Source organism: Antarcticimicrobium sediminis (assembly GCF_004348975.1).
GTDB classification, from domain to species: Bacteria; Pseudomonadota; Alphaproteobacteria; order Rhodobacterales; family Rhodobacteraceae; genus Antarcticimicrobium; species Antarcticimicrobium sediminis.
The window spans coordinates 55,582-73,387 of the sequence record NZ_SMFP01000012.1; the positions used below are offsets into that span (position 1 = coordinate 55,582).

Annotated in this window: 8 protein-coding genes; 2 read left to right on the plus strand and 6 right to left on the minus strand. The window is 66.5% G+C overall.

Going from position 1 to position 17,806, the window contains the following annotated elements; genetic code table 11:
- Window positions 1–6,513, minus strand: coding sequence for a type I polyketide synthase (locus E1B25_RS16670; protein WP_132830653.1), 6,513 nt, complete (start codon window positions 6,511–6,513; stop codon window positions 1–3).
- 273 nt (window positions 6,514–6,786) lie between these two features.
- Entirely contained in the window at window positions 6,787–8,268 is a 1,482-nt protein-coding gene (locus E1B25_RS16675) for a hypothetical protein (RefSeq protein ID WP_132830654.1), read from the minus strand.
- Window positions 8,269–8,433: 165 nt separating this feature from the next.
- On the opposite strand from E1B25_RS16675, the gene E1B25_RS16680 reads away from it, so the two are divergent.
- Window positions 8,434–9,192, plus strand: coding sequence for a WecB/TagA/CpsF family glycosyltransferase (locus tag E1B25_RS16680; protein WP_425358942.1), 759 nt, complete (start codon window positions 8,434–8,436; stop codon window positions 9,190–9,192).
- Between the two features lie 72 nt (window positions 9,193–9,264).
- On the opposite strand, the gene E1B25_RS16685 is transcribed toward E1B25_RS16680, so the two are convergent.
- Complete coding sequence (locus E1B25_RS16685) at window positions 9,265–10,257, minus strand: glycosyltransferase family 2 protein (RefSeq protein ID WP_132830655.1); 993 nt, start codon at window positions 10,255–10,257, stop codon at window positions 9,265–9,267.
- Window positions 10,258–10,401: 144 nt separating this feature from the next.
- On the opposite strand from E1B25_RS16685, the gene E1B25_RS16690 reads away from it, so the two are divergent.
- Window positions 10,402–11,352 (plus strand): glucokinase, encoded by a 951-nt coding sequence (locus E1B25_RS16690; RefSeq protein ID WP_165937648.1) that lies wholly within the window; start codon window positions 10,402–10,404, stop codon window positions 11,350–11,352.
- Here E1B25_RS16690 and E1B25_RS16695 read toward each other — a convergent pair.
- The 3 genes from E1B25_RS16695 to E1B25_RS16705 all read right to left on the minus strand — a co-directional run bounded on the left by E1B25_RS16695 (window position 11,346) and on the right by E1B25_RS16705 (window position 17,805).
- Window positions 11,346–14,801, minus strand: a complete 3,456-nt coding sequence (locus E1B25_RS16695; RefSeq protein WP_132830657.1) for a translocation/assembly module TamB domain-containing protein — start codon at window positions 14,799–14,801, stop codon at window positions 11,346–11,348. The genes E1B25_RS16690 and E1B25_RS16695 overlap by 7 nt on opposite strands.
- The gene (locus E1B25_RS16700) at window positions 14,798–16,621 is read right to left on the minus strand and encodes an autotransporter assembly complex protein TamA (RefSeq protein ID WP_132830658.1); all 1,824 of its coding nucleotides are present in this window, start codon (window positions 16,619–16,621) and stop codon (window positions 14,798–14,800) included. Before E1B25_RS16700 ends, E1B25_RS16695 begins: the two co-directional genes overlap by 4 nt.
- 197 nt (window positions 16,622–16,818) lie before the next feature.
- A complete protein-coding gene (locus E1B25_RS16705) occupies window positions 16,819–17,805 on the minus strand; it encodes a type I glyceraldehyde-3-phosphate dehydrogenase (protein ID WP_132830659.1) in 987 nt (328 codons plus the stop codon).
- Between the last annotated feature and the right edge of the window lies 1 nt (window position 17,806).

The following is a 17,806-nucleotide window of genomic DNA, read 5'->3' on the forward strand; positions in this document are numbered from 1 at the left end:
TCACTCCGCCGCTTCGATCCAATCCGACGGAGCGTCTCCGTCGGCGGTATTTCCGGTCTCGGCCCGGTCAAGCACGCGCGCCAACCGTTCGGACAACACGTTGACGTTGGGCACCAGCACCATGCTGTCGTGATCGCCGGGCACTTCGATCACCTTCATGCGTGGGGCCCAGCGGGTCCAGTCGTTGTCGGGATAGACATATTCCTTGGCCGCGCTCACCCAGCGCCCGCCCGAGACCTGCCAATGGCGATCCAGTGGCGGGCGGAACAGCACCAGCGGCCCGGACCATTGTTCCAGCTCATAGGCGTTCACCGCCTCAAGAAAGGCGGCCTCGATCTTGGCGTTGTCGAAGGCGGTTGCCGCATCGAAGGCCGCCGGGGCGCGGCGTTTCTCGCGTTCCCATCGGACCCGGTTTCCGGCCCATTCGCGCAGGTATCCCGGCCCTTTTCGGCGCAGTTCCTGCAGTTTTATCAGGGCCTTGTCATGGCGCGAAAGGGGCGGGCGCACCGGCAGCGGCGTGTCGAGCAGGACCAGCATCGCCACCTGTTCGCCAGCGGCTTGCAACTGTCGGGCCATTTCATAGGCGGTGATGCCACCGCCCGAGAACCCGCCCAGCAGATAGGGCCCCTCGGGCTGCACTTGACGCAGTTCGGCGATATAATCGGCGGCGGCTTCTTCCATCCGCCGGTGTGGCGCGTCACTGCCGATCAGCCCGCGCGCCTGCAGGCCATAGACCGGCCGGTCGCGCCCCAGCATCAGCGCCAGATGGCGCAGGTTCAGCACATTGCCGAACATGCCAGCGACAAGGAAAAAGGGTGCGCGCGCGCCGCTGTTGCCCTTGTACAGGGGCACCAGATGGGTGAACTCCGGGGTGTCGGCGGGGGGCGCATCGGCAGTCGGGTCAGCCTCTCCGGCCCCTGTCTGGCCGGTTCGGCGCTGGACAAGATCTGCCAGCGCGGCCACGCTGGGGGCCTCGAACAGGGTCGAGAGCGGGAACTCCACATTGTAAAGCCGGCTGATGCGTGAGAACAGCCGCACCGCGATCAGAGAATGCCCGCCCAGATCAAAGAAACTGTCCTGTGCGCCCACCCGCGCGACCCCGAGCAGGGATTCAAACAGCTCGGCGAGGGTCTTTTCGACCCCGGTTTCCGGCGCGACATAGGCGGTGTCGAGATCGGGGCGATCAAAGCTTTGTGCCTCGTCCAAGGGGGCGGCGGCGGCGGTATGATCTGCCTGCGCGATCAACGCCGGCAGATCGAGCGAGCTGATCACCACCTGTCCCAGCCCCAGCCCCAGCGCGCGGGTCAGCGCCTCGGGGCCCTGCTCGGGGCGGATGCCTTGGGTGATGTTGTGCCGCAACCTCTGTTCGTCGGGCGAAAGCGGGGTCTCGCTGGCGCGTGCCGCAAGCCCCAGTGCCGCCGCATCGGCATCGGCCCGGTCGGGCTGGCCAAGGTCTAGCGCGGCGCTGGTGCGCTTCATTTCGAAGCCTTCGACCTCGACACAGACGCGGCCTTCGCCGTCGCAGAGCGTGACGTCGAAATTGACAAAGCCCTCGGCAGGACGGGCCCCCGGCGACAGGCGGACCCAGCTGTGGATCTTGCCCGGCAGCGGCGCCAGCACCCGGACCGCACGATAGGACACCGGCACCCAGAGCGCGCTGCCGTCATAGCCCGGCGCCAACCCGATCGCCCAGCCGGTGGCAATGTCGAGCAATCCCGGATGCAACCGGAAGCCCTGCGCCAGATCGCCATAGGCGTCCTGCGGCAGGCTCAGTGTTGCCACCCCCTCGCCGTCGCCAAGCGCCATGCGGCGCAGTACATGCCAGCGCGGACCAAAGCGCAGATGCGCCTCTTGCGGGCTGTGCAGCCGGTTGCCCGGCGCGGCGGTCTCGACCTGCGGACAGCGGGCTTTGATGGCGGCAAGATCCAGCGACGTTGCGACCATGTCGGGGCGTGGCAGCAGCCGCGCCTGTGCATTCAGGGCAAAGCCCTGCGTTTCATCGTGCCCCAGCGCCGAATGCACGGTGAAATTCAGCGCGCCGCCCTCGGGCTCCAACCTAATCACCGCCCGGCGTGGCGCGTCGTCACCCACCTGCAAGGGGCGAAGGAAATAGAGATCGCGGATTTCATAGGGGTAATCGCCCCCCTGCGCCGCCATCGCCTCGGCTGCCAGTTCCAGATAGCCGGTGCCGGGCATCAGCGCCGCGCCCGAGGCCAGCCGGTGCTGATCGAACACCCAGCGCGCCTGCGCATCGTAATCGGCCACGAAAAGCTGGTTTCCGGCGGTATCGAATCCGGTTTCGTCCAGTAGCGGCTGCTCGATCGGGTGCCGCTTCGTGGGTTTGCCCGCGTTTTCGCGCGCCGCCATTGCTTCGGCGGCCATGCCGACCTCGGCCCAGACGCCCCAGTCCACCGCCATCACGCGGGTGGCGCCGTGCTTCCGCCCGGCGGCAAAGGCATTGAGGTATTCGTTGGCCGCGATATAGTCGATCTGCCCCGCTGGCCGCGTCGCGGTCGAGGAGGAGGAGAACAGCACCATCAGCTCCAACATCCCATCGGGAAACAGCTGATCCAGCACCCGCAGCCCGGTGATCTTGGGGGCAAACACCTGCGCCACGCCCATCTCGGTCTTGGTCAGGATCGGGCCGTCGTCGATATGGCCCGCGGCATGGATCACCCCGGTGATCGCGCCAAAGCGCTCCTCGGCGGTGCTGACGGCGGCGCGCATTCGGGTGATGTTGCCGACATCGGCGGCAATCGCCATCACCGCACCTTTGCCCAAGGCCTCAAGATCCTGCAGCGCGCACAGGCGTTGTGCGATCCGGTCGGCGGGGCTGTGCGCGGCAAGATAGGCGTCTCGCGCGTTGGGCGCGGGCAGTGCATCGCGCGACAGCAGGATCACATTGGCCCCGTGCTCGCGCATCAAGGCGCCCGCCAGCGTCAGGCCGATGCCGCCGAAGCCGCCGGTGATCAGATAGGTGCCGCCGGTCTTCCAGATCGGGGTTTGCGGTGCCTCCAGCGCCACCGGGCGCCAGCTGCGGACAAAGCGTTTGCCATCGCGTCGTGCCACGGTCTCGCCGTCGGGGTCTGAGCCGGGCTCTGCAAAAAGCTCTTCCAGCACGTCCGGGACAAGCGCGGCAAGCGGGTCGTGGGGCGCGTCCCTTCGCAGGCGGGACAGGAGCCCGCCCTCGGCCCGTTCCGGCAGGCGCAGATCGACGGTCGAGCAGGTCACACCGGGCAGTTCACGCGGCAGCACGCCCGCCGGGCCGGAAATCAGCGCCTTTTCGGGATAGGGCAGCCCTTCGTCGCGCAGCTGTGCCGCGCCACTGGTAAAGACGACCAGATGCACCGGGGTTTCCAACTCTGCCGCGCCCAAGGCCTGGCCAAGATACATCAGGCTGAAAAAGCCCTGTTCCAGAATGCGGTCATAGAACGAACTGCCGGGGCGAAAGCTTTCTTCGCCCGTCACCAGCCAGAAATGCCCGATCCGGGTTGGCGTGCGCCCGGCCTCGGCCAGATCGACGAGCAGGCTGTCATAGCCAAAGCGCCCCTGTTCCGGAGGCAGGAGATAGTGATCCTCGGCCAGTTTCGCGTAAGAATCGCCGGGGCTGACCCGGGTCACGCTGTGGCCCGCCTGTTGCAGCTGCACCGCGATCCGCGCCGCCAGCCCCTCGCCATCCTCGAACAGCAGCCAGTTTTGCGGCTCTGCCGTGTCCAACTCGGTTTCGACGTCGATCTCGCAGGCCGCCGGGCGCGGCCGCCATGCCGGGCGATAGCCCCAGCGCGTCATGTCCTCGATCCGGGTCAGCGCGGTCTGCACCGTTTGCGCCACCGGCGGCGTGCCCGGTTCGATGAAATAGCGGCTGGACTGGAACGCATAGGTGGGCAGGGGCAGCCGGTGGCGTTTCGCCTCGCCCCAAATCTGTTGCCAGTCGGCCTCGACCCCGCAGGCCCAGAGCCGCCCGATCACGCCGAGAAAATAGGAATCGTCTGCGATCTCCTGCTCCGGGTGGCGCAGCGACGACAGCACCTGACCCGGCGCGACACCGTCCGACATCTGTGCCAGCGAACTCAGCGCCTTGCCCGGCCCGACCTCAAGGAACACCCGTTTGCGCCCCTCCGACAGGGTCGCGACACAATCGGCGAACCGCACCGTGTTGCGCAGCTGTTCGACCCAATAGTCGGGGTCGCAGGCCTGTTCCGCGCTCAGCATCTGGCCTGTCCGGTTCGACATCACCGGCAGGGTCGGCGCGGCGAGCGGGATGGTTGACAGAAACGCCCGGAACTCTGCCAGGATCGGGTCGAGCATGCGGGAATGCGCGGCGATATCAATCGGTACGCGCTGGTAGTCGATCTCGCGCGCCGACAGCTCTTCGGACAGTTGGTCCAGCGCTGCCTGCGGCCCGGACACGGCGCACAGGCGCGGTGCGTTCACGCTGGCGATATCCAGATCCTCGCCCAGCAGCGCGCGCAGATCTTCCTCGGGCAGTTGCACGCTCAACATGCCGCCCGCCGGGACGGTATCGAACAAGCGCCCGCGCAGCAGCACCAGATCAATGCAATCCTCGAACCGCATCACGCCAGCGAGGCAGGCGGCGGTATTCTCGCCCATGGAATGGCCCAACAGCGCGGCGGGGCGCACGCCCCAGCTGATCCACAGCTGGGCCAGTGCATATTCCACGATCATGATCAGCGGCAATTGTACTGAGGGCTGCGTCAACTTGCGGTCGGCCTGTTCCCGCGACGCCTCGTCCTCGGGCAGCCAGAGCGCGCGCAGATCGTACTCCAGCTGCGGCTCCAGATGATCAAGCCCGCGATCCATCCAATCGGCGAAAACCGGTTCGGTTTCATAAAGGTCGCGCGCCATGCCGGCATATTGTGCGCCACCACCGGGGAACATGAACACGGTTTCGGGCGCATCGCCAAGCCGGTCGTGGGTAAAGACCCGGCGCGGATCGCCGTCCTCCAGCAGCGCGGCGGCCTCTTGCGCGGTTTCGGCCACCAGCACCCGGCGTTTGTCAAAGCCGCGTCGCCCCTGTTTCAGGGTAAAGGCCACATCCGCCAGCGGTTGCTCCGGGTGGGCGCGCAGATGGGCGGCCAGCGCGGCGGCATTGGCGTCCAGCGCCGCCCGGGTCCGCCCCGACAGGCACAGGATGTGAACCGGAAATTCGCTCTCGTCCGAGGGCACGCGCTCGGGCGCCTGCTCAAGGATCACATGGGCATTGGTGCCCCCGACCCCCAGCGCGTTGATCCCGGCCCGGCGCGGTCCCTTGTGCGAGGTCCAACCGGTGAGCCTGTTGTTCACAAGGAACGGGGAATGGGCGAAATCAATTGCCGGGTTGGGGGCCTCATAGCCCAACGAGGGCGGGATTTCCCCGTGTTTCAGCGCCAGCGTGGTCTTGACCAGCCCGGCGACCCCGGCGGCCGCGTCCAGATGGCCGATATTGGTCTTGACCGAGCCCAGCCGGCAAAAGCCGGTTTCGCCGGTTTGTTTGCGATAGGCATCGGTCAGGGCAGACACCTCGATCGGGTCGCCCAGATAGGTGCCGGTGCCGTGGCATTCGACATAGTCGATGGTCTCGGCAGGCACCCCGGCAGCCTTCAGCGCCAGCGAGATCGCCTGCGCCTGACCATCCACCGAAGGCGCCAGATACCCCGCTTTTGCCGCGCCGTCATTGTTGACCGCGCTGCCCTTGATCACCGCCCAGATGTGATCGCCATCGGCCAGCGCATCCTCGAGCCGGCGCAACGCCACCACGCCCGCGCCTGAGCCGAACACCGTGCCCTGCGCCCGATGGTCAAAGGCGTGACAGTGGCCGTCAGGCGACAGGATTTCGTTTTCCTTGTAAAGATAGCCGCGCCCCTGCGGCAGTTCGATCGTGACCCCGCCCGCCAAGGCCATGCCGCAGTCACCATCGCGCAGCGCCTTGCAGGCATAGTGCACGGCAACCAGCGAGGTGGAGCAGGCGGTTTGCAGGTTGATCGACGGCCCGGTCAGGTTGAACACATGGCTGACCCGGGTGGACAGGAAATCCTTGTCGTTGCCGGTATGGCGCAGCAGGAACATGCCCACATCCTCGACCAGACCGGGGTTGGAGCAGATGTTGAAATAGAAATAGCTGCCCATGCCACAGCCGGCAAAGACACCGACCGGGGCGCTCAGGGTCTCGGGCGGGTGGCCGGCATCCTCCATCGCCTCCCATGCAACCTCAAGAAACTTGCGGTGCTGGGGGTCAAGGATCGCCGCCTCTTTCGGGGAAAAGCCAAAGAAATCGGGATCGAACTGGGCGAAGTCGTCCAAAGGCGCGGCTGCGGGCACATAGTTGGGATCGGCCATCAACTCGGGGCGCTCGCCATTGGCCAACAGCTCTTCCTCGCTGAGGCGGCGAATCGATTCCGTTCCGGTGCGCAGATTGTCCCAGAATGCCGAGGTAGAGTTCGCCCCCGGCATGCGCACCGACATCCCGACGATGGCAATATCTCTGGTTGTGCTGTTTTTTGTGTGCGACGTCATATCCCGACCACTCGATCAAAACCCATTTACTCTGGCGTGCCGTCCAAGCCCCTGATCCTTAAGCCCCTGTTCCCAAGGGGGGGATGGTTGGCGGGCAGAGCCTGCACTTCAGGAAGACTGCACCACCGGCTGCCGGTGCCGACCGCGAAACGCTCGACACATTCAACTCTTTAAATTCAATACACTACTTTGCGCATGGTTGCATTGATCAGGGCCCAATCGGGCTTGGATAAGGACAGATTGTGGCGATTTCGGCCCAAGCCTGTCTTGCCCCTATATCGTCGTGCGTGGCGTTTTGGCGTTGCGTCGGCGTCCGATCACCGGCCCTTTTCCGAACAGGGGGCCGGGCCCGGTGCTGCCGAACCGGGGCTTGCGCCCAAGTGTCTCAGCGTAGCCCAACAGCGCCCCGGTGCACAGCCAGGTCAGCGGGATCAACGTTGCGTTCAGCAACATGTCGATCATGTTCACCGCCAGAATGACCGCGACCGTATTGGCATAGGGTGAAAACCGCTCCGGCAGACTTTTGCGCGTGGACCACCAGAGCAACAACAAAGGCAGCGCCAGCAGCCCCATTTCGGCAATATAGCCGATCCAGCCATAGACCCCGAACACGATGATCCAGCGCCCGTCGGGGACGGTCAGGATCTTTCCGGAATTGGGATCGAACAGCAGATTGCGGCCCCAGCCGGCCCAGCCGAACCAGGGTTTTTCCTGGGCGCGGTCCAGCAGGATCTGTTCATTGTTGAACCGATAGGCCAGCGACGATGCCCGGTCCGGGTCGATGGCCGAGGCCTGTTCGAGGATCGTATCGAGCGGGATCATCCCGGTGTTGCGCAGGATCGGGTAGGTGATCGCGACCAGCGCAAGCAGCGCGGTCAGGCGCAACTGGGTCCGGGCATCGGACAGCACGATGACCGGCAGGAATGCGATGGCATAAAGCTGTGTGGCCAAGCTTTTGCACAGGTACAACACCCCGACAAGATAGACCGTCGCGAGGATCAGCCTGACCAGGTCGGCGTTGCTGGCGCGCCGCGCCAGCGCGGCGGTGGACAGCAGCGCGCTCAGCACGAACAGCGCCAGCCACAGGGCATGGGGCAGGAAGACGATGGGTCGGAACCCGCCCCCGCGCATCATCTGCTCGAAATCGTGCTGAAAGAACCCGTAGATCCAGATATTGAGCTGCGGGCTGAGCCTAACCTCAAGCAGGGCCGGGATTGAATAGATCAGCCCGCCCAGCATCAGGGCCCGCAAAATCTCGCGCTGGCCGGTCTCGGAGGCTAGCAATTGCCGTCCCAAAAAGAACGGCAACAGCACGATGATCTTGTCGACCGCGACCGAGAGCAGATCATGTATCGTGGCGCCCGCGATGGTAAGCCCGTGCGCCGACGTGCCGGGGTCGGAATAGGTCACCGGTTCGCCATTGCTCAGAACGGTTGGAATGACGCCCAGCAGGAACAGCAGCACCAAGGCGCGCGCGGCCCCGGACTCGGGCCAGAACGACACCTTGCGGCGCAGCATCAGGACCACGAACAGAAAGGCGCAGATATTGGGCAATGAGGTTTTGTCCATCGCCGGGACCAGTGGAAAGTCAAAGGCCGCCTTGGGCGGCAGCAGCAGATAGCCGCCCAGAATGCACCAAATCAGGGCGCGTTCCAGCGGCAGGCGCTTGAACAGGACAAGGCAGACAAATGGCCATGTCAGCAGCATGAGCGAGGCAAAGGTATTGGGCATGGGCGGATCTGCTCGGCGTTTCATATTGGGACGCGGGCTGCGTCCGCCGGGCAGTTTAGCAAGTTGTTCCGGACTTGTCCCGCATCTGGGGCGCGACAGGGGGCGCAGATACCGCACCGGGGGAAATTTTTGTCCGCTGACTGGCGTGGAGGGTGGTTCCGGCCTATGCCAAGGCCAAGGAGAATTCCGGTGAAGTTTTGCTTTTTCGACCAGACAATCAGCATCAACATGCCCAGCCGCGCCGCGCTTCTGGACGAGATTCGCCGCCGTTTTCGCGCTGGCGAAGGCTTTGCGCTGGCGACCATCAATCTTGATCATCTCGCCAAGATGACCGCTTCGCGCGCGTTCGCGCAGGTCTATGCCGGTCAGGATCTGGTGGTTGCCGATGGCTGGCCGGTGGTGGCGCTTTCGCGGTTGGCCGGGCGACCGGTTGAACTGATGCCCGGCTCTGATCTGGTGGTGCCGCTTTGCCTGTTGGCGGCCGAGCAGGGCGCGCGGGTGGCGCTGGTGGGCAGCACTGATCGCGCCCTTTCCGACGCCACCGAGGCGCTGTGCGCCCGCGCACCGGGGCTTGAGATCGTTCTATCGATCGCCCCCTCCGGGGTGTTTGATCCCGACGGGGCAGAGGCGGACGACATCCTGCGACAACTGGCCGGGGCCGGTGTGCAGCTTTGTTTTCTGGCGCTGGGCGCACCCAAGCAGGAAACATTCGCCGCCCGTGGTCGCGCTCTTGCGCCGGGGGTCGGGTTCGCCTCGATCGGGGCGGGGCTGGATTTCCTTGGCGGCCATCAGGTGCGCGCGCCGCGCTGGATGCGGCGGGTCGGGCTGGAATGGCTGTGGCGCATGGTAAGCAGCCCCGCCCGCATGGTGCCGCGCTATGCGCGCAGCGCGGCGGTGCTGCCGGTGCAGGCGCTCAAGGCGCTGAAACTCAGGTGGTTCGGCGCCTAAGGCCTCCGACGGTTGCACCGGGCGGCGCTTCTGTGATTTTTGAGGTCGGGTAACGCAGGCAGCTTTGGCGCCTCACTTGTACTCCATAAGACCCCGGCGATGCCCACGAAGCCGTCGCAGGTGAAACTCCAGTGCGCCCTGTGCCTCGGCGAATTTTCCAAGCACGGTGAACAGCGCACTTTCCCAGCGTCCCGCGCCGGACCCGCGCAGCCCCAGCCGCAGAACCTGCGCCGGGTAGACCAGCGCGAGCAGCGCCGCCCAAGGCGTGACCAGCATCAACAGCAGGATCGCCAGCGGCAGCCCCGCGCCCCAGATCAGCGCGCGGCGGGTTTCCCTGACCCAGTGCTGCTCCGGCCCCGTTCCGTGCAGATGCGCGCCCTCGGCAAAGGCATGGCCAGCGCGCCGGCTACGCTGCCACCACTGGCCAAACTGCAGGATGCGGGCGTCGTGCCGGGTCATTTCGGCCTCCAGCCGCCAGATGCGCCACCCGGCGCGGCGCAGCCGCAGGCACATCTCGGGCTCTTCCCCGGCGATCAGGTCGTCGCGAAATCCGCCCACCGCCTCCAGTGCCACCCGGCGCGCCAGCGCATCGCCGCCACAGGCCGTGGTCTCGCCGACCGGGGTGTCCCATTCGCGGTCGCACAGCCGGTTATAGACCGAGGCCTCTGGATGCTCCTCGCGGCGTCGTCCGCAGGCGATGGCGGTCTTGGGATGCGCGATCAGGGCGGCGGCGGCGGTTTCGATCCAGCCCGGCGCGATCGTACAATCGCCATCCACCAACTGTACGAAATCCGCTTGGCCCCCGGCGAGCCGCGCCAGCCCGGCATTGCGCGCCCGCGCGGCGGTAAAGGGGAGGGAAAGATCGAGCGCGACCACCTCGGCCCCCGCCGCCTGCGCCGCCGTGACACTGCCGTCGGTCGAGCCGGAATCCACATAGACGATGCGCTGAACCCGGCCCTGCAACGAGGTCAGGCAGGCAATCAGCCGCGCGCCTTCGTTGCGCCCGATCACCACCGCGTCGATGTGCGGCCCCGCGCCGGTCTGCCCGCCAGTCTGTCCGCTCATCCTCTGTCCGGTCTTCACTGCCCTGATCCGCCCGTATTGTTGCGCGCCCAACCTAGCCGCTTGGCGCCCACCTGCAAGGCGCGGCTTGGCGGCGGGGTCGGAATAGGGCAGCATGGGGGGACGGATGCGATGGGAGGGCCGCGCATGACCATACTGTTGGCGGATATGGGAGGCACCACGACCCGGCTGGCGCTGTTGCGCGGGGACGGAGAACTGCAATGCACTGTGGGCTGGAGCAACGACAAGTATGACGGGCCGGGGCCCTTGCTGCTTCGCTATCTGCGCCAATGTGGGGATCCCGCCTTGCGTGGGGCCTGCATCGCCATCGCCGGCCCGGTTGGCCCTGCCGCGTCGGACGAGCTGCGGTTGAGCAACCGCGACTGGCACATGCAGCGTAACGATTTGATCGCGCTGCTGCGGCTGCCGGGGCAGGGTGCGCTGCGGGTGGTCAACGATCTGACCGCGCTGGCGCTGGCCTTGCCGGAACTGACGGCAGAGCAGATCAGGCCTTTGCGCCCGCTTGCGCCGCCTCCGCAGCCCTTGGGTAACGGGCAGGCGCTGGTCGCCAATTGCGGCACCGGCTTCAATGTCGGGCTGGTGAAACACACCGCCGCTGGCCCCGTGACTTGGGAGGCGGAACTGGGTCATGCCGCGTTGTCGGCAACGATTGTGGCGGAGCTGGGCGCGCAGGCGGCACATTTTCCCAGCATCGAGTCGCTGTTTTCGGGCCCCGGGTTGTCGCGGTTGCATGCGGCGCGGCAGGGTGGGGCAGAGATCCCGGCCCCGTCGCTGGTAGAGGCGGCAGGAACCGATACCGCCGCGCAGCAGACCGTCACCCTGATGGCGCGGCTGATGGGCCTTCTGGCCCGTGATCTGATCGCCGCCTACTTGCCGCGCGACGGGTTCTATTGGGCGGGCAGCATGGCGCGCGGGGTGCTTGGCCCGCCGGTCTCGACGCCGTTTCCGGCACAGTTTCTGCGCGCGACGGGGGCCGGGCCGCTGAGGGAGATCAGCGAAACGCTGCCGCTGTGGCTGATCACGGAGGATGCCGCCGCGCTTTGTGGGTTGGCGCGGCTGGCGCGGGCGGATCAGTAGTCGCGTTCGTAAAACAGGCCGATCCCGGTGCTGCCGGAATTGTCCACGCTGCCCTTCACGGTCAGCGATTTGCTGAGGTCCAGATTGAGGTTCAGCTCGGTCTCGCCCTGCGTGTTTATGTTGAAATCCGTATAGATGTTGTCCGACAGATAGGTGCCTGCGCCAACTTGGGCCGCACCGCTGTCATCGGTGCCGAAATCGACCGTGTCCACCCCGGTGGCCTTGCGCAGCTTGTCCTTGGCCCCGCCGGAGCGGCCCAGAGTGGCGAGCGAGGCTGCCATCTTGGCGATCACGAAGGGCGACAGGTCGGCGACCCGGCTGCCGAAAACCACCATCGCCAGCGCCTCCTCTGCGGGGCGTTCCGGTTCGGCATAGACGCTGACCTTGGGGCCATCCATCGGGCCGGCGATTTCGATCGTGGCCTTGCCGTCCTCGGTCGTGGTCGAGGAGGAGAAGTCCACATAGGGGGACAGATCGCCCTGCATCGTGACCACGCCCTTGGTCAGCTTCAACCGTCGCCCGATGATGTCGATCGTGCCGCGGATCAGTTCGATCTGGCCGACCGGCTCGACCGCGGCGGTGGTGCCGCGCAGATACAGCGTGCCGCCCAGTTCAGCCTGAAGCCCGAAGCCACGGGCAAACACCCGGTTCAGGGCCACCAGCGTCAGGTCAAGCCCGATGGCCGGTCCACCGCCGCCGCCGCCGTTCCCGGTCTCGATCAGCCCGGCGCGGGCGCGGGTGGCGCGCACGGCGGCGGGTTCGTTCACATGGGCGATTTGCGGGATCGGGGCGGCGGCGGCGCTGCCTGAAACCGCGTTGAGGTTGAGCTCGGTCTCGCCGAACACCACCCGCCCCGAAAGGGTCGGACCAGCCGTGAGCGGACCGGACAGTAGCAACTGCCCGCTGGCCGAGGAGGTGACGGATTTGTTATCGGTCAGGATCAGGTTTTGCAGATCGACCGCGATGCGCCCGTCATAGGGCGGGATCAGCGCTACCGGCCCGCTGACACGGAAGCCCCCACCGGCCCCCAGCGCGCCGGTTATCGCGAGGGCGGCGCTGGAATTGCCCAGCGTTACGCGCCCTGAGATATTCTCGATGGTTTGCGCCGCGGCAGGAATGGCCATACGGGTGCCCGAGGTCGAAACCGTTCCGCTGAGCGACGACAGTGCTGGCGGCCCGTTGAGCGCCAGATCGAATTCGGCCCGCCCGGCGATGGAGTTCGGGGCCATGAACGGATTGGCCGCCTCCAGCCGCAGATCACCACGCGCGGTCAGATCGGCGGTGCCCGCCGTCTCGTCGAAACCGCCCGCGATCCGGGTGGTGACACCGGCCGGGCCGGTGGCGTCGGCCGCCAGCGTCCAGAGGCCAGCGGTGTCGCGACTGGCCTTGCCCTTGGCAGCCAATTGCCCGGGCAGGTCGGGAACAAAGCGTTGGATGCGGTCCAGCAGCGCGTCAAAGGTCAGATCGGCCTGCCCGTCGGGGTCAAAGGTGCTGCTTAGATCGGCATAGGATTTGTCCGGTCCTTTCAGCGTGATCTTGCCTGTCCATTCGCGCCCGGCCGGCCCGGTCTGATCAAGATCGCCGGTAAGGGTGAGCGGGCCGGAGACCTCCGGTGTGATCCGCTTCAGATCGTCCAGCGCGGCGCTGAACCGCAGCGAGCTGCCAGTGCTTTTCAGCACGCCTTTCGCCTGTGCCGACAGGGCCGTGCCGTCAAGCGTGAAGCTGCGGATGTTCAGCCCGTCGGTGCCGCGCGCGGCCTCCAGCGCAAGGGTGCTGGTTCCTGCGATCAGCGGATCAAGCTGCTCGATCCCCGCCGAGAGATCCTGTGCCTGCATCGCCAGCGTGATGTCGAAACTGCCCGCCAGCGGCGCACCGGTGCCGGACAGATCGGCACTGACCGCGCCGCCCAGATCGCGCCCGGCCAGACCCGAAAAGCGGCCCAGATCTGCTGCCTCAAGCCGCAGCCGACCTTCCATCTCGAAGCCGCTTTGCAGGCCGTCAAGGCTGCCGTCGAGCGTGGCGGTGTAATCAGTTCCCGTCAGTTCGATCCCTTGGAACGCCAGCGCGCCGGTTCCGGGCAGGGTAAAGTGCCCGTCCAGCGTGACATCCTTTCCGACAGCCTGGGCGAGGGCGGTATCGGTGAACTCCAGCCCGCGCAGCCCGGCGGTGATGTCCCCGTCCAGTGCCAGCCCGGCGCTTTGATCCATCGTGCCGCTGGCACTCAGATCGGCCCGGCGCAGGGTGAGATCGGGGCGCGAAAGCCGATCGGTCGACAGCGTCAGATCCCAGTCCTGGGTCTCGCTCCCGTCCATCCGCAGGGTGATCTGGGCCGCGCCGATCCGGGTTTGTGGCCCGCTGATCGGCAGTAGAACGGTTTCCCCCGAGGGCGGCGCGATGCGCCCGTGCAGCAGCGCCGTTTCCAGCTTGCCGCCCGCCGCCATCGCCATCTTGCCGTTCAGAAGCAGCGCATCAGAGCTGAGATCCAGCTGCTCGATTTCCATCCGCCCGTCGGGGTGGTTGACCCCGTTCAGCGCCAGCCGCGTTTCGGCACCGAAAAAGGCGCGGTATTCGGGCGGCAGCATCGGGGTGATGTCACCGGCCAGATCGGCCGAGAACCGGGTGCCTTGCGGGGCTGTTGGATCGGTGCCCTCGGGCACCTCCAGTCCGCGCAGGCGCACCGCGCCGCCGATCCGCTCGGCGTCGTCGCTGACCAGCGCGATATCGGCGGTGAAATCGCTGATCGGCCCGTCGCCCTTGGCGGTGAACAGCAGCGGCGGGCGATCCGGCATCTTCAGCACGGTCGAGATCAGCCCACCGGCATCCTCGATCAGCTTGAGATCCAGCGCGATCTGCCGGGTGGTGTTAGAAAACTGCGCCATCAGATCCAGCGCATCGCCGGGCCGGTCCAGCCGCGTGACCGAAAGCTCGGTCTCCAGCGCCCCGTCCGCAAGGCTGAGCGCGCCCGACATCCGCAGTTCTGCGGCAAGCCCAAGCACCGGTTCGCCCAGTTCAAACCGCTTGACGCCGATCTCGCCCAGTTCCACCGCCACCGGCAGTTCGGGGAGCGCAAAGGGCTGCGCCTCGGGGTTGGGCAGGTCGACTGCGGTACTGGGCAGCGGTTTGCGCGCGATCACGATCTCTTCGGCGGTCAGCGCGTTGACGGTGAATTTACCGCGCACCAGATCCAGGCGGTTCCAGTCAAGCACCGCGCCAGAGATCGTCAGCCAGACGCCATCCGCATCCGAAACCGTCAGTTTCTTGATCGACGCCTGAGAGCTGAAGGCCCCCTCCAGCCCGCTCACCTCGATCTGGCGGCTCTCGTCCGAAAAGGTGCCCTCAAGGAAGCGCACCAGCAACCCGCCGGCCTCGTCCTCGTCCGAGACCTGCGCGCGCATCGGTCCTGCGACAGCTGTGCCCAACACCAGAAGGATGGCGAAAACCCGTTTCAAAATGCCTGTCCGATCCCGATATAGAACTGGAGCCCGTCGCCGGTTGATCCGCCTACCGGAACCGCGAGGTCGAGCCGGATCGGTCCGAACCCGCCGATATCATAGCGCACCCCGAGCCCGGCGCCAGAATGGCTGGGCGAGCTGCCGTCGATGAAGGCCCCGGACCCGACCGCGCCATAGTCAAAAAAGCCCACCGCCGAAATCTTATCGGTGATCCGCCCGCGCAGCTCGACCGAGGCACCGAGGAAGGCGCGCCCGCCCGCCAGCAGGGTGCTGGACGGCTCGTCGATACCCAGCGTTTCATAGGGTTGTCCGCGCACGGTGCCCGCGCCGCCGGAAAAGAACAGCAGATCGGGCGAGACCTCGGACTGCGCCGCGCCGATGACCGAGCCAAGCTGCATCCGCCCGGCCAAGGTGAGGCGCCCGGCAGCGCCAAAGGTGCGATAGGCCCGCCCGTCCAGCCACAGCCGTCCGCCCGAGGCGCTGCCCGCAACGCCAAGGAACGGCATCATCTCGGTATCGAGATAAAACCCTTTGCGCGCATCCACCGGGCTGTCGCGCCGATCCCATTCCAGTTTCAGCGGCAGGGCGGCATAGCGGAACTTGCGGTCGGAGCCAAAGGCGTCGTCGGCATCGGCATAGTTCGCGGTGAGCGACAGCTCTCCGACAAGCTTGTCGGAGAACACCCGCCGCGTCCCGATCCCGATGCTGCCCCGGGTCACCGCGTAATTGGTGCGGTCCTGCCGCTCCAGCTCGAACAGGTAGAAAATGCTGTCATCCGGCCCCAGCCGGTCGGGGCGATCAAGCCGCGCGCCGATGCGCCCGTCGATCTCTTCGCTGCTGCCGATATTGCTCAGCACTGCCTCAAGTTGCAGCCGTTCGGCACCGCCAAACAGGTTGCGATGCGTCCATGTCGCGCTCAGGTCCAAGCCTTCGTTCGACGCCAGTTCGGCGCCGAAAGAGATGCGGCGCTTGGGCATGTCTTCGAACGTGGCGGTCACGTCCAGGGTGCCGTCTGGGTTGGCTGTTTCGCCCTCTTGCAGGGTGACGGAGGAGAAGGTTCCGGTGCGGCGCAGACGGGCGTTCACGGTGGGCAGCGCCTCGGGGCTATAGATTTCGCCGCTGGGAAACCCGGCGATGCGCCAGATCGAGGTGTCGCGCACCCCGGTCTGCCCCTTGATGGTCATCTGGCCAAAGCGCAGCCGGGGGCCGGGGGTCAGGCGGAGGGCGGCATCCAGCCGGGCCTGCGTGTGATTGGCGGTGATGCGCTGGCCTGCGACCCCGGCTTTGGCATGCCCGACCTCGCGCCAGCCCTTGATCCCGGCGGCGGCGGCATCGCGGATCGCGCCGGTGGTGGCCGGCTGATTAGGGGCGAAGGTGGCGGGGAGGGCAGTGCCCGGGGCCAGCGGCGTGATCTCGGTGCGGCCAAAGCGAAACGGGCGTCCGGGTTCGACGGTGATCTCGATCCGGTCGATCCGGCGCGGCTGGTTCAGCGGTCGGATATAGGCGGCCTCGCGCCCGTCGACGCGGATCTGGACGACCGGGCTGAAATAGCCCTGATCGTACAGCACCTGCACCAGCGTGTTGTAATCGGATTGGGCGGCGGCCAGCAGTTCCTGCGCGGTGCTCAGCCCGTGGGTCTGCGCCGCCATCACGGAGGAGGCGGTCTGCAACTGCTCGCGCAGCGCCTCGGGCGCGCCGGGGGTCTTGAACGCGGTGTCGAGCGCCAGCGCGGTGACCGGGGCCATAGCAAGGCAAAGCGCCGCCCCGATCAGGGTGGCCCTGCGCAAGACACCCTGTCCACGATCCGTGGCGGTCATTCCGGCCCCTCTCTCACTCTGTACGCCCCGTAAAACATCCGGGGCCGTGCGGCTGCGGGTCTTCCGGCACCGGCACGTGATTTGTTTACCACGCTCTTTGCTAGGGGTGAAATCAGTTTCCGGGCCAAACAGCGCGATCCTCTGTTGGCTGGCCGATTTTCGCCACCCTCGGGGTGCGGGCAGGTCCGTGTTTTGGGTTAGCGTGCTGCCATCCGTTTGGCCATGTCCAGCATCCGCGCCGAGAATCCCCATTCGTTGTCGTACCAGCCGAACACGCGCACTTGGCGCGGGCCGATCATGCGGGTTTCCGGTTGCGCGATGACCAGCGATTCGGGGCGCGCGCGCAGATCTGACGAGACCAGCGGGCGTTCGGTCCAGCCCAGCACCGGGCTGGCGGCGACGGCGGCTTTCAACTCGGCGGTAAAGCCGGTGATGTCGCGGTCCTGCTCCAGTTGCACCACCAGATCCACCGCCGAGACGCTGGCGGCGGGCACCCGCACCGCCGCGCCGCTGATCCGCCCGGACAGATGCGGCAGTACGGTGTCGATCAGATGGGTGGCGCTGGAGGTGGTGGGAATCATCGACAGCGCGGCGGCGCGGCTGCGCGCAAGATCGCCGCGCGGCGCATCCACCAGCGGCTGGCTGTTGGTGTAGCAGTGGATCGTGGTCATATGCGCCCGCTCCACCCCGGCAAGGGTGTCGATCACCTTGACCAGCGGCGCCAGCGCATTGGTGGTGCACGACGCGTTGGAGACCACTCGCTCATCGCCCAGTGCCTCTTCGTTGGCGCCCAGCACCACGGTGATCTCGGCCGCCGGGGAGGGGCCGGAAATCAGGACCTTGTCCGCCCCGACGTCGATCCCGCGATGCGCCAGCTCCGAGGTGCGCGCGATGCCGGTGCAGTCGAGCAGAACCGCGACCCCGCTCAAGTCGACATGGCGCAGATCGGCTTCCTGCGTCAGCCGGATCTGCCGCCCATTGACGTTCAGATAGCCGTCCCGCGCGCTGACCTCGCCCGGGAACGGGCCAAAGGTGCTGTCATATTGGAACAGATAGGCGCAGGTCTCGGCTGGTGCGATGTCATTGATCAGCACCAGGTCGATGTCAGCCCCGCGCGGGGTGGTCAGGATCTGGCGCAGAATGCTGCGTCCGATCCGTCCGAATCCATTGATCGCCAGTTTCATG

What these genes read in the sequence shown, in the direction of transcription:
- E1B25_RS16670 (WP_132830653.1), bottom strand. Translation starts at nt 6,513, where the DNA reads ATGACGTCGCACACAAAAAACAGCACAACCAGAGATATTGCCATCGTC.
- E1B25_RS16675 (WP_132830654.1), bottom strand. Translation starts at nt 8,268, where the DNA reads ATGAAACGCCGAGCAGATCCGCCCATGCCCAATACCTTTGCCTCGCTC.
- E1B25_RS16685 (WP_132830655.1), bottom strand. Translation starts at nt 10,257, where the DNA reads ATGAGCGGACAGACTGGCGGGCAGACCGGCGCGGGGCCGCACATCGAC.
- E1B25_RS16690 (WP_165937648.1), top strand. Translation starts at nt 10,402, where the DNA reads ATGACCATACTGTTGGCGGATATGGGAGGCACCACGACCCGGCTGGCG.
- E1B25_RS16700 (WP_132830658.1), bottom strand. Translation starts at nt 16,621, where the DNA reads ATGACCGCCACGGATCGTGGACAGGGTGTCTTGCGCAGGGCCACCCTG.
- E1B25_RS16705 (WP_132830659.1), bottom strand. Translation starts at nt 17,805, where the DNA reads ATGAAACTGGCGATCAATGGATTCGGACGGATCGGACGCAGCATTCTG.